The organism is Thermobacillus sp. (assembly GCF_003390775.1).
In the GTDB taxonomy this organism is placed as follows: domain Bacteria; phylum Bacillota; class Bacilli; order Paenibacillales; family Paenibacillaceae; genus Thermobacillus; species Thermobacillus xylanilyticus.
In genome coordinates this window covers 1-12,464 of sequence record NZ_QEWA01000035.1, presented here as the reverse complement: position 1 = coordinate 12,464, position 12,464 = coordinate 1, and the positions used below count along the sequence as shown (strand labels likewise).

Sequence of the window (12,464 nt, the reverse complement as noted above, 5' to 3'; positions counted from 1 at the left end):
GCGGCTTCACCTGCCTTTCATGGATACAAGTGTCGCCCGGATCGGGTTGGTTCGGTGCAGGGAGAACATTTTTTTAAAAGGATATCGCCGGCGAACGGGGAGGGTCAATGATGAAATTGTCAGAATCTTCATTTGCAACAATAAATATTGTTTCAAATCTTTTTTAGTGGACAAATGAATTGTATATTGCAAAAATAATTGTCCCAAATTATAATTAAAAGCGATTACAAACAATAATATTTGTTCTAAACAACCTCTTTTCGAGTATGGTACAATTTTTATTGTCGCAAATTGAAGAAAAGAGGGGAAACCGATGAAAATCGAACGGGACGATTCCAGCCAGGAAAAGCTGAACCGCATTCTGACAACAAATCTTGATGAATTCATTCATATCGCGAAGGCGCTTTCAACCGACTTGCGCGTGGAGATCTTCAAGGCGCTGCTCGGGCAGCCTAAGAACGTTGTGGAGATCGCCGAGATGTTCGGCCTTCCCGCTTCGACCGCGGCGATCAACATCCGGAAGCTGGAGGAAGCCGGGCTGATCCAGACCGAGATGGTGCCCGGCACCCGCGGCACGCAGAAGCTCTGTTCGGCCGTGTACAGCCGGATTGTGGTCGACCTTACGCACGTCAGGTCCGAGCCTTCGGAATCGAGCGTGGAAGTGTCGCTTCCGATCGGCCAGTTTGTCGATTCACAGGTATCCGCCCCATGCGGCATCTTGAGCGAACATTCCATCATCGGGGAAATGGATGACCCCCGCGCGTTCTTCGAACCGGAACGGATTCAGGCGCAATTGATCTGGTTCCGCCGCGGCTATCTGGAATACCGGTTCCCGAACCGGGTTCCGCGGGGGGCGGTCACCCGCCATCTGGAACTGTCCATGGAAATCTGTTCGGAAGCGCCGCTCCACAAAAGGGATTGGCCTTCAGATATCACGCTGTGGATCAATGGAAAGGAGGTGGGAACCTGGACGAGTCCCGGCGATTTCGGAGGCGAGAGGGGTATGCTCACACCGGAGTGGTGGGGGGTTGAAAACACGCAATACGGACTTCTGAAAACGTGGCGCGTCAATTCCGAAGGCTCCTTCATCGACGGCAGGCATATTTCCGGTCTGACGATCGACGAACTGGAACTGGATGATCTGCCTTACCTGACGGTCCGCATCGGGATCAAACCCGACGCCGTGAACGACGGCGGCATGAATCTGTTCGGACGGAAGTTCGGCAATTATGAGACGGACCTGCGATTGAAACTGGATTATGTCAGACAAAACCAAAACTCGGGGGATGATTCGACGTGAAGCGTTTGAAATGGCTGCATTTCGCCCTGGCGGCATGTCTTGTCCTGGCGCTGACGGCCTGCGGTTCCGGGAAGTCTGATTCCCAATCCCAAACCCAGGACAATAACCAGACGGGCTCTTCGAATTCGTCCAAGCCGTCCGACACTTCCGCTCCCAAGGGCAAGACGGAGCTGGTGTTCTGGTCGCCGTTCTCCGGTCCCGACGGCCCGTTCATGAAGAAAATCGTGGACGCTTACAACGAGCAGTCCGACAGCTACCAGGTCAAATTCCAGATCCAGCCGAACGGCGACTACTACAAGCTGCTTGACAACGCGTTCGGCACGAAGAAAAACATGCCGGACCTCATGATCATGCACCTGGACGCCATCCCGACCTACGCAGGCAAAGATTTGCTGCAGCCGATGGATGATCTGGCCGCCAAGGCCGGCATCAAGAAGGAAGACTATGTCGAAGCGGCCGTCAATTACGCCACCATTGACGGCAAATGGTGGGGCATCCCGCTCGACATCCATCCGCTGATCATGTATTACAACAAGGATCTGTTCGCGGAAGCCGGCATCGAGCATCCGCCGACCAACCGGGAAGAATTCCTGGAGGCCGCGAAGAAGCTGACCGATCCGTCGAAAGGGCAATGGGGTTACGCCGTGCCGACGCTTTGGCCGCAGCAGTTCATCTTCCCGTCGCTCATCTATCAGCAGGGCGCGGATCTGGTGGACGCCGAAGGCAACCCGAATCTGAACTCGCCGGAAGCGGTGGATGCGCTGGCGTTCCTGAAGAGCCTTATTTTCGAACACAAAGTTTCGCCCGAGAACGTGGCCCAGGACGGCGAAGTGAAGCTGTTCCTGCAAGGCAAGAACGCGATCCAGTTCAACGGTCCGTGGATGAAGGACCAATGGGACAAAGCAGGCATCAACTACGGTGTCGCGCCGGTTCCGGTGTTCTTCGACCAGCCGGGCGTCTTCGGGGGTTCCCATACGTTCGTCGTGCCGAAAGAACAGACCGATGCCGCCAAGCTGGAAGGGATCGGCGACTTCCTGAAATATGTGGCGGGCCACTCGCTCGACTGGGCGGAGTCCGGCCAGGCCGTCGCGTCGAAACAGGTGCTCGCAAGCCCCGAATTCCAGCAGCTCACGCAGCAGCAAACGGAAGTGGCGAAGGAGTTCGACTATGTGCATTTCGCGCCGCCGATCCCGGACTGGGGTTCGATTGTCGGCGAGCTGTGGACGCAGGTCAACCTGACGCTGCTGGGCAAGGCGGAACCGCAGAAGGCGCTTGACGAAGCGCAGAAGAAAGCGCTTCAGGCGGCAGAAGCCAAAAAACAATGATGGACGTTCGTGCGCTTGAGCGGGCGGGTAGCAATACCCGCCCTGTCATTGACAAGGGGTGGTGGATCGGATGCGGGGCAGCTGGAAATCGAAATTGACCTCCAGTTTATTTGTCCTCCCCTATTTCCTTTGCTTTGCCGTGTTTCTGCTGTATCCGCTCGTTTCGGGCATCGTGCTCAGTTTCCAGGATTACGATATGCTCGGCTCACGCGAGTTCATCGGCCTGGAAAACTACAAGAACATCTTCACGCCGGACACGTACATTCACGACCAGTTCGTGCGCGGATTGACCGGAACGTTCAAGTTCGTGCTTTACTCCGTTCCGTTCCTCGTGGTCGTCGGGCTGGCGCTCGCGCTGCTCGTGAACGCGCTGTCGTCCCGGGTCCGGGGCCTTTACCGGACGATCTTCTTCATGCCCTACGCGATCTCGGCGACGGTCATGGCGACGATCTGGATGCGGGTGTTCGATACGGACACGGGGTTCCTCAACATCCTGCTCGACAGGCTGGGCTTTGCGGGTCCGCACATCGGCTGGCTGAACGATACGCCGTGGGTGTGGATTGCGCTCGTCTTTTGCACGATCTGGTGGACGGTCGGGTTCAACATGATCATTTTCATCAACGGTCTGAACGAGGTGCCCGAGGAGTTGTACGAAGCGGCGAGGCTGGACGGCGCGAACGGCTGGCAGCGGCTGATCCACATCACGCTCCCTTCGATCCGCAACATCAGCACGGTGGTGCTCATCATGACCGTCATCGCCTCGTTTAACGTGTTCGCGCAGCCGTTCCTGATGACCCGCGGAGGACCGGGCTACGAGACGACGGTGCTCTTGATGAATATTTTTGCCGTGGCATACGGACAGCATCAGGGCGGCGCGGCGTCCGCGATGGCCATTCTGCTCGGGCTCATCATGCTGGTCATCTCGACGGTCATCTACCGTCTCCTGTCGGGAAGGAGGGGTTGAGCGATGAGCGCGAAGATTCGCGGTTCGCTGCTGATCCTGCTGGCGACGGCGATCGGCGTCATGTTTATCGTGCCGCTGATCTGGATGGTTACCATTTCGCTGAAAACCGACATCGAGGCGTTCCTGCCCGATCTCAGCTTCATTCCGAAGGAACCGACGATGATCAACTACATCGAGGCGCTGAGGGGCGGCGATCTGGACGTGCCCATTATCCGCTGGATCTTCAACTCGCTGATCGTGTCCACCGTCGGGACCGTGCTCGTGCTGACGATCGACGCGCTGGCGGCGTACGGTCTGGCGCGGCTTGACGTGCCGTTTCGCAAGGCGCTGATCTCGTTGTTCCTGAGCACGATGATGATCCCGGGGATTGTCTGGTTCGTGCCGCAGTATATTTTGTTCCAGGATTTGCACCTGATCGGCACGTACGCCGCGTTCTTCCTTCCCGCCACCGCCGGCGTGTTCGGGGTGTTCCTGCTCTACCAGTTCTTCCTCGGGTATCCGGCGGAAATCGAGGAAGCGGCGTATATGGACGGGGCGAACAAATGGCAGATTTTCGTCCGGATGTTTCTGCCCGCCTCGAAATCGATTCTGTGGACCCTCGCCGTCATTACGTTCATGGGTATTTTCAACGACTACATCTGGCCGTATTACGTTTCCGGCGGGGACGAAGACATGCTCACGCTGACGGCGGGAATCGCGGTCATGACCCACGGCAGCTATGTGAACTACCCGAACAAGCTGATGGCGCTGTCGGTGATCGCCACGCTGCCGATCCTGATCGTCTTCCTGCTCGCCCAGAAGTCGATCGTGAAGGGCATCATTCATTCGGGCATCAAATGACGGACGGGGGAGGACGGGATGGCAATCGCAATGCGAACAAGATGGCCGTGGATCGCCGTGTGCGCGGTGCTGGCCGCCGCGGCCGCGATCGGCGTCCGGCTTGCGGTGAAGCCGCAGGCAGCCGAGAAGGCCCAGACCCCGCCGGCGCCCTATCAAAACCCGGTGTTCGAGCCGGTGCTGGCCGACCCTTCCGTCATCCGGGGGGAGGACGGCTGGTTTTACGCCTACGGCACGGAGGACACCTGGGACGACGGCACCGCGCACCTGGTGCCGATCATCCGGTCGCGCAACCTGACCGAATGGGAGTTCGTGCGGGACGCGTTCGAGGTGAAGCCGGATTGGAAGGACGAAGGCTGGCTGTGGGCGCCGGACATTTCTTTTCACGAGGATACCGGTAAATATTACCTGTACTACTCGTACTCCACCTGGGGAGACCCGAGTCCGGGCATCGGCGTGGCCACGGCCGACAGACCGGACGGGTCGTTCACCGACCACGGGGTGCTGTTCACGAGCGAGTCGATCGGCGTCGCCAATTCGATCGACCCCTTCTATTTTCGGGATGACGACGGGACGCCGTACCTGATCTGGGGCAGTTTCCACGGCATTTACGGCATCGAACTGTCCGCGGACGGCCTGAGCACGGTGGGCGAGAAGTTTCAGATCGCGGACAACCAATATGAAGCGCCGTATATCGTCAAACGCGGCGGCTATTACTTTTTCTTCGGCTCCGTCGGCTCCTGCTGCGAGGGAGCATTCAGTTCCTATCACGTCAAGATCGGGCGGGCCGAATCGATCCGTGGTCCGTTCGCGGACCGGGACGGCCGGGATTTGCTGACGGGCGGAGGCACAACCATACTGGCGGCGAACGCGGTTCCGGATCCGGAAGGAAGGCAGTTCGTCGGTCCCGGGCACAACGCCGTCGTCACCGACGACGCGGGAAGCGACTGGATCGTCTACCACGCGATCGATGCGGACGATCCCACGCTGCTCACGGGGGCGACCCGGCGGCCGATGATGATTGATCCGCTCATCTGGGAGGACGGCTGGCCGACCGTGCATCTGCAGGAACCGGGAACGGCGCCGCAGCCGGGACCCTTCGTACGGGAGAAATGAAGCAAGATACAGACACCAAATGGAATCAGGAGTGGTATGATGGCACGCCGCAACGAATATCCGAGACCGCAGTTTGTCCGGAAAGAGTGGCAGAATCTCAACGGCACATGGCAATTTGATTTCGACGACGCGGACATCGGGGTGAAGGAAAAATGGTTCCGCCCGGACCACCAGCTTTCCCGCCGCATCGAGGTGCCGTTCGCCTACCAGTCGAAACTGAGCGGCATTCATGATCCTTCGTTCCACGATTGGGTGTGGTACAAGCGCGGGTTCAAGGCTGACGCGGCCTGGAAGGGCAAGCGCGTCCTGCTCCATTTCGGCGCCGTCGATTACCGCGCGTGGGTATATGTGAACGGTCAGTATGTGGGGATGCATGAAGGCGGGCATACGCCGTTTCATTTTGACATCACGGACGCGCTGACCTGGGAGGAAGAGCAGGTGGCCGTGCGCGTGGAAGATCCTTCGACGGACGAGACGATTCCGCGCGGCAAGCAATTCTGGCTGGAGAAGCCGGACGCCATCTGGTACACGCCGACGACGGGCATCTGGCAGACGGTGTGGCTGGAGGCTGTATCCGACGCGCATCTCGCCCGGGTGAAGTTCCAGCCGGACCTGGACCGCGGCGACGTGATCGCGGAGTTCGAGACGACGCGCGCCGCGGCGGGCGCAACGCTCGAAATCGAAATTTCGTTCAAAGGCCGGACGGTCGTTACGGATCAGATCGTGATCCACGAGCCTTATGTGAAGCGGTCGTATCATCTGATAAACCGGAACATCTTCCGCACGGCGGTCCACCATGACGGCTGGACGTGGACGCCGGAAAATCCGAACCTGTTCGACGTGAAGCTCACGCTGAGGCAGAACGGCCGGGCGGTCGATGAGGTCGAATCGTATTTCGGCATGCGCAAGATCCACACCGAACGCGGCATGGTGTACCTGAACAACAAGCCGTACTATCAGAAGCTCGTGCTCGATCAGGGCTATTGGCCGGACGGCCTGCTCACCGCGCCGAGCGACGAAGATTTCAAGCGGGACATCGAGCTGGCGAAGGCGATGGGCTTCAACGGCTGCCGCAAGCACCAGAAGGTGGAGGATCCGCGTTTTCTCTATTGGGCGGACCGGCTGGGCTTCCTCGTATGGGGCGAATGCGCGTCGGCGCCTTCCTTCTCCACGGACGCGGCGGCGCGTCTGACGCGGGAGTGGATCGAGATCGTGGAGCGCGACTTCAACCACCCGTGCATCGTGGCGTGGGTGCCGCTCAACGAAAGCTGGGGCGTGCCGGATATCCGCAGCAGCAGGCAGCAGCAGTTCCACAGCCTGGCGATGTACAGTCTGATCCATTCGCTGGACCCGACGCGGCTGGTCGTCTCCAACGACGGCTGGGAGCTGACGAAGACCGATATTTGCGCCGTTCACAATTACAACCACGGCCAGCCGGATGAGATGGACAAATACGAATATTTCAAGGCGTCGCTGTCGACGAAGGAAGAGATTCTGCGGTCGCAGCCCGGCCGGCGCGCCATCTACGCGGGCGGGTTCACGCACGAAGGCGAGCCGATCATGCTGACCGAGTTCGGCGGCATCGCCTACCGGGTCTCCGATGAGCAAGGATGGGGATATACGTCCGCCGGCAGCGAGGAGGAGTTCGTCCGGGAGTATCGCCGGATCATGGAGGCGGTCTACGCATCCAAAGTGCTTCACGGATTCTGCTACACCCAGCTCACCGACGTGGAGCAGGAAGTGAACGGGCTGCTTACCTACGACCGCAAGCCGAAGTGCGATCCGGAGCAAATCCGTCGGATCAACGCGATGTGGCATCCGGGCGTCCTGCGGGAGCAGACATGAGTTGAATCCAGACGGGGAAAGGGGTGCTCAAACGGATGCAGACCGGTTTTCGAACAATCCGGACGGTGGACGTGAGCGGCATCCATATGCGCGATCCGTTCGTGTTTCCGTATGCCGCCGAGAAGAAGTATTATCTGTTCGGCACGACATTTGCGGACGGCTGCGGGGACAAGGATCCGATCTTTGAAGTGTACGTCAGCGAGGATTTGCGGAGCTGGACCGGGCCGTACGTCGCGTTTCAGCCGCCGAGAGGGTTCTGGGGCGTCCGGCATTATTGGGCGCCGGAAGTGTTCGAGGTGGACGGCAGGTTCTATATGTTCGCCTCGTTCAAGGGCGGCATCGGCGAAAACCGCGGGACGGGCATTCTCGTTGCCGACCATCCGGCGGGGCCCTACCGGCCGCACAGCGATGGTCCCGTGACCCTGCCGGGTTGCGAATGCCTCGATGGCACATTCTACGAAGACGATGAAGGGCAGCGCTGGATCGTGTTCTGCCACGAGTGGACGGAAATTTACGAAGGCAAGATCAAGGCGCTGCGGCTGACCCGCGATCTGAAGGCGTCCTGCGGCGAACCGGTGACGATCCTGAACGCGGCGGAGATGAAATGGATCCGGCTGTTCGGCGATCCGCGCATCGAGAAGCAGGGTTATCTGACCGACGCGCCGTTTCTGTACAAGGCCCGGAACGGGGAGCTCATTCTGCTCTGGTCGAGCTATTCGGTGCCGAACTACGGCGACGCGGGGCTGGGCGGCTATACGGTCGCGATTGCCCGCTCTGCAAGCGGCAGGATCGAGGGACCCTGGACGCACGACGACCGGCTGCTCCTTGACCGCAACGCAGGGCACTCGAGTCTGTTCCGCGATTTTCAGGGGCAATTGTGGATCAGCACGCACCATCCCGACACGCCGCACGGCCAGGAACGGCCGCTGTTCCTGCCGGTTGAGGAAATCGGGAACGGACTGAAGCTGCGGGAGTAAGGCTCCCGCAGTTTTTTTTGGCGGCCGGCTGCTCCTTTGTCAAGGTTCGGCCGTGTAGATATCCGACCCTTGCGCTCCGCGGTAATAAGGATAGTCCATGCGGCGCTGCACGTTCCTCACCGCTTCGGCGCCCGTCAGTTGTTCAACGACATAGAGGCCCAGATCGATGGAGGAAGAAACGCCGCCGCCCGTGATCACATGGCCGTCTCTGACCACCCGCGCCTTCACGACTTCACCGCAGTACGGCGCCAACAGATCATAAGCGGATGCGTTCGTCGTTGCCCTTTTTCCCTGCAAAAATCCCGCCGCGCCGAGCAGCAGGGCGCCCGTACAGACGGAAATCTTCCACTTGGCCGATTCCGCCGTCCGGATCCATCCGACAAAATCGTCATCGTGCCGGAGCGTTCTCGTGGCCATTCCGCCCGGCGCGAAGACGAGATCGTACCCGGACAGATCCGGCCGGACCTTGTTGACGCGGTACGTGATGCCCCGGTCGTCGGCGACTTCTTCCTTCACGGCGCAGAAATCCCATGACACGTTTTCGCCGCCTTCCATCAGCCGAAGTTGGGTTGCCGCCTCGAAAAAACCGATCCAGTCCAGCGAGGTCATGCCGTCGAACAGGATAAATGCCATCTTCAAGCATATCGCCCCCATTTTTTGACGTTATTGTACAATAGAAGAATGGCGAGCGACACCCCGCCATGTGGGAACAGCTGGTGCGCACGTATCCGGACGGCGATTACGACCGGATCTGGAACGCGCTGTTCGAGATGGCGGATCTGTTCCGGGCCGCCGCGGCGGCGGTGGCGGAGCGCTGCGGCTTCGCCTATAACCGGAGGGAAGATGAGCATGTCACGGAGTATCTGCGTCGTGTGAGACAGATGCCGCGTTGAGCGCGGCATTTATTATTGGCGGGCGGCGCGGTCTGCAGATGTTGCCGGCCGCTTGCACGGCGGATGCCCTGCACTTGACAAACCGGAGCCTGCCAGCTGCGTCCCCGCCGGCAAGCGCCGCGCGCCCCGGCAGCAGCAAAAAATCCGGCACAACCTGTGCCGGAATTCCGTTTTTGACAGTATTAAAGTAAGGGTGCGTTTTCCGCTCCTTATGATAGTATTATAACTCATCATTTTTTATAAGTCTATACTTTTCTTTCTCCTTTGGATATATTTTTTTCTGCAATTTGGGGACCAAACAGATCCAAAGGGGTGAAAACTTGAGTCTCATTACTATGCAGGGCATCGGCAAGTCGTTCAAAGTGGCGAAGCGATCGGCGGGGTTCGCGGAAGCGGTCAAGGCGCTCTTCGTCCGCGAGCATACGATCGTGGAGGCGCTGCGGGACATCTCGTTCACCGTCCGCGAAGGCGAGATCGTCGGCTACATCGGCCCGAACGGCGCCGGCAAGTCGACGACGATCAAAATCATGAGCGGCGTGCTCGTGCCGGATGCGGGATCCAGCTCCATCATGGGCTACACGCCCTGGAAAGACCGCGTCCGCTACGTCCGGCACATCGGCGTCGTGTTCGGCCAGCGGTCGCAGCTCTGGTGGGATGTGCCGGTCATCGACTCGTTCGAGCTGCTGCGCGACATCTATGCCATTCCGCCCGGCATCTACAGAAAAAATCTCGACATGCTGACCGAAATGTTAAGCCTCGCCGACATCCTCTGCACGCCGGTGCGGCAGCTCAGTCTCGGCCAGCGGATGCGCTGCGAGATTGCCGCTTCGCTGCTGCATGACCCGGCGATCCTGTTCCTTGACGAGCCGACGATCGGCCTCGATGCCGAGAGCAAGATCGCGGTCCGAAACTTCATCAAGGCGATCAACCGGGAACGCGGCGTGACCGTCATCCTGACGACCCACGATATGCACGACATCGAGGCGCTGGCCGGCCGCATCCTGATGATCGGCAAGGGAACGCTGCTCTACGACGGCAGCTTGTCCGAACTGCGCAGCCGCTACGGCACACAGAAGACGATCACGGTCGACTACAAGGCGGGCGCCAGCCCGATCGACGTGCCGGGCGTGCAGTGCCTGTCCTGGTCGTCCGGACGGGCGGTCTACACCTTCGACTCCGATCGGATCGACATCACCGATCTGATCAATCGGCTTTCGGCCGGAGGCGAACTGGCCGATGTCGAGATCGGATCGCCGCCTGTTGACGAATTGATTCTGCAACTGTACAAGGAGCATTGCGTATGAATGCGCCGCTGTCCCTTTTGAAAATGCGGTTCCTGACCGGCCTTCAGTATCGGGCGGCCGCCGCGGCCGGCATTCTGACGCAGCTGTTCTTCGGCCTCATCTTCATCATGGTGTATGTTGCCTTCTACACGCATAACGGCGCGGCGCAGCCGATGTCGCTGAAGGAAGTGGTCGCCTACGTCTGGCTGCAGCAAATGTTCTTCGCGCTGATCGTGCTCTGGCAGTTCGACGGCGAGCTGTTCGAACTGATCACCGGCGGCAACATCGCGTATGAACTGTGCCGGCCTTGGCGGCTTTATCCGATCTGGTACGCCAAGCTGCTGGCGGCGCGCCTTTCGTCCGCTTCGCTTCGTTGCCTGCCCGTCGCGCTTGTCGTCTTCATCCTGCCGGAACCGTACCGGATGCCGCTTCCGACGTCGCCGGCCGCGTTTCTATTGTTCACCCTGGCGCTGCTTTCCGGCCTCCTGCTCGTCGCGGCCATCTCGATGTTGGTTTACATCTCCGTCTTCTGGACGATGTCGCCGGTCGGTTCGGTGCTCATGATCGCGGTGGCGGGTGAGTTTTTCGCGGGGATGATCGTGCCGGTACCGCTGATGCCGGGCTGGATGCAGACGATCGCGGGTCTCCTGCCTTTCCGCTGGACGGTCGACTTTCCGTTCCGGGTGTACACCGGCCATATCGGCGTGCAGGAGGCAATTGCGGGAATCGGAATCCAGATGATCTGGCTTGCGGTGCTCGCCGCTGCCGGACAATGGCTGATGGGGCGGGCGCTCCGGCGCGTCGTCGTGCAGGGAGGATGATTCGGGATATGCGCCTCTATTTCAAATACATGTCCATTCTGTTCAAATCGCAATTGCAGTACCGGACATCGTTCTGGCTGCTCTGCGCCGGCCAGTTCTTCGTGCCGTTCACCGTATTCGCCGGCATCTATTTCCTGTTCGAACGGTTCGGCAAGCTGCCCGGATGGACGTTCCACGAAGCGGCGCTCTGCTTCGGCGTCATCCATATGGCGTTCTCGGTGTCGGAATGCTTCGTGCGCGGCTTCGACGCGTTCTCGAACCTGATTGTGCGTGGCGACTTCGACCGGCTGCTCGTCCGGCCGCGCGGCACGGTTATCCAGGTGCTCGGCTCCAATTTCGAATTCACCCGTTTCGGCCGGATGCTGCAGAGTGCGGTCGTCCTCGGGATCGCGGTATCGGGGCTTTCCGTCCAATGGACGCCGGCGAAAATCATCACGCTGATCCTCATGATATTCGGCGGGGTGGCCGTCTTCAGCGGCATCTACATCCTCGCGGCCACATTCTGTTTCTGGACGGTGCAGGCGCTGGAAGTCGCGAACATCTTCACGGACGGCGGGCGCGAGATGGCGCAGTATCCCCTCGACATCTATGCCAAATGGGTCACGCGTTTCTTCACCTTTATCATCCCGTTCGGCGCCGTCAGCTATTTGCCGCTGCTCTACATCCTCGACCGGACGGACGGCCCGGACCTGCTGTACATGGCCATGCCGCTCGCCTCGCTGCTGTTCCTCGCGCCGTGTCTTGCGGTATGGCGCGTCGGGGTAAGGCACTACCGGTCCACGGGATCGTGATGTTTGGGAGGTATGCTGTTAGACTGAAAAGTGGACACTCCTTAAGGGAACAACCCTTTATTATTTAAACTGAGCCTTTTGCATAATTTCGTTTTGAAGCCAGCTTCATAGGGAGTCCTCAACTAGCAGAAGTTAATTCCTGGCTTTAACGTTTAAAAATGTGTAATTGGAGTTTATTGGTCATAAAAATGGGCAGACCTGCAGAATTTTCGGGAAACGCTCGTTTTTAAGCGACCGCTTTTGCCAAGCGAGATGCGGCTACTGCAGATGCAAGCAGAACGATGGCGTTCAGATACAGGTGAGTTGTTACTT

General features: G+C 59.3%; 12 protein-coding genes. 11 read left to right on the top strand and 1 reads right to left on the bottom strand.

The window, feature by feature from the left end; genetic code table 11:
* Positions 1-313 precede the first annotated feature (313 nt).
* The 7 genes from C6W55_RS07890 to C6W55_RS07860 all read left to right on the top strand — a co-directional run bounded on the left by C6W55_RS07890 (position 314) and on the right by C6W55_RS07860 (position 8,364).
* Positions 314-1,300 carry an ArsR/SmtB family transcription factor gene (locus tag C6W55_RS07890; protein ID WP_286892246.1) on the top strand — a complete coding sequence of 329 codons (987 nt, stop codon included), beginning with the start codon at positions 314-316 and terminating at the stop codon, positions 1,298-1,300.
* The gene (locus C6W55_RS07885) at positions 1,297-2,625 is read left to right on the top strand and encodes an ABC transporter substrate-binding protein (RefSeq protein WP_286892244.1); all 1,329 of its coding nucleotides are present in this window, start codon (positions 1,297-1,299) and stop codon (positions 2,623-2,625) included. The genes C6W55_RS07890 and C6W55_RS07885 overlap by 4 nt, the downstream gene beginning before the upstream one ends.
* A gap of 70 nt (positions 2,626-2,695) precedes the next feature.
* A complete protein-coding gene (locus C6W55_RS07880) occupies positions 2,696-3,589 on the top strand; it encodes a carbohydrate ABC transporter permease (protein ID WP_286892243.1) in 894 nt (297 codons plus the stop codon).
* A gap of 3 nt (positions 3,590-3,592) precedes the next feature.
* Positions 3,593-4,429, top strand: a complete 837-nt coding sequence (locus C6W55_RS07875; protein WP_286892242.1) for a carbohydrate ABC transporter permease — start codon at positions 3,593-3,595, stop codon at positions 4,427-4,429.
* Positions 4,430-4,459: 30 nt separating this feature from the next.
* Positions 4,460-5,542, top strand: a complete 1,083-nt coding sequence (locus tag C6W55_RS07870; protein WP_286892241.1) for a family 43 glycosylhydrolase — start codon at positions 4,460-4,462, stop codon at positions 5,540-5,542.
* 39 nt (positions 5,543-5,581) lie between these two features.
* A complete protein-coding gene (locus C6W55_RS07865; RefSeq protein WP_286892239.1) occupies positions 5,582-7,387 on the top strand; it encodes a glycoside hydrolase family 2 protein in 1,806 nt (601 codons plus the stop codon).
* Positions 7,388-7,422: 35 nt separating this feature from the next.
* Positions 7,423-8,364 carry a glycoside hydrolase family 43 protein gene (locus C6W55_RS07860; RefSeq protein ID WP_286892334.1) on the top strand — a complete coding sequence of 314 codons (942 nt, stop codon included), beginning with the start codon at positions 7,423-7,425 and terminating at the stop codon, positions 8,362-8,364.
* Positions 8,365-8,403: 39 nt separating this feature from the next.
* Here the strand turns inward: C6W55_RS07860 and C6W55_RS07855 are convergent, their stop codons facing one another.
* Positions 8,404-9,003 (bottom strand): DJ-1/PfpI family protein, encoded by a 600-nt coding sequence (locus C6W55_RS07855; RefSeq protein WP_286892237.1) that lies wholly within the window; start codon positions 9,001-9,003, stop codon positions 8,404-8,406.
* A 62-nt stretch (positions 9,004-9,065) separates the two neighbouring features.
* Between C6W55_RS07855 and C6W55_RS07850 the strand changes: the two genes are divergently transcribed.
* The 4 genes from C6W55_RS07850 (at position 9,066) to C6W55_RS07835 (ending at position 12,152) form a co-directional block, all read left to right on the top strand.
* Positions 9,066-9,257 carry an aminoglycoside 6-adenylyltransferase gene (locus tag C6W55_RS07850; protein WP_286892236.1) on the top strand — a complete coding sequence of 64 codons (192 nt, stop codon included), beginning with the start codon at positions 9,066-9,068 and terminating at the stop codon, positions 9,255-9,257.
* A gap of 320 nt (positions 9,258-9,577) precedes the next feature.
* A complete protein-coding gene (locus C6W55_RS07845) occupies positions 9,578-10,561 on the top strand; it encodes an ABC transporter ATP-binding protein (RefSeq protein WP_286892234.1) in 984 nt (327 codons plus the stop codon).
* A complete protein-coding gene (locus C6W55_RS07840; RefSeq protein ID WP_286892233.1) occupies positions 10,558-11,361 on the top strand; it encodes an ABC transporter permease in 804 nt (267 codons plus the stop codon). The genes C6W55_RS07845 and C6W55_RS07840 overlap by 4 nt, the downstream gene beginning before the upstream one ends.
* A gap of 8 nt (positions 11,362-11,369) precedes the next feature.
* Complete coding sequence (locus C6W55_RS07835; protein WP_015254011.1) at positions 11,370-12,152, top strand: ABC transporter permease; 783 nt, start codon at positions 11,370-11,372, stop codon at positions 12,150-12,152.
* The last annotated feature ends 312 nt before the right edge of the window (positions 12,153-12,464 follow it).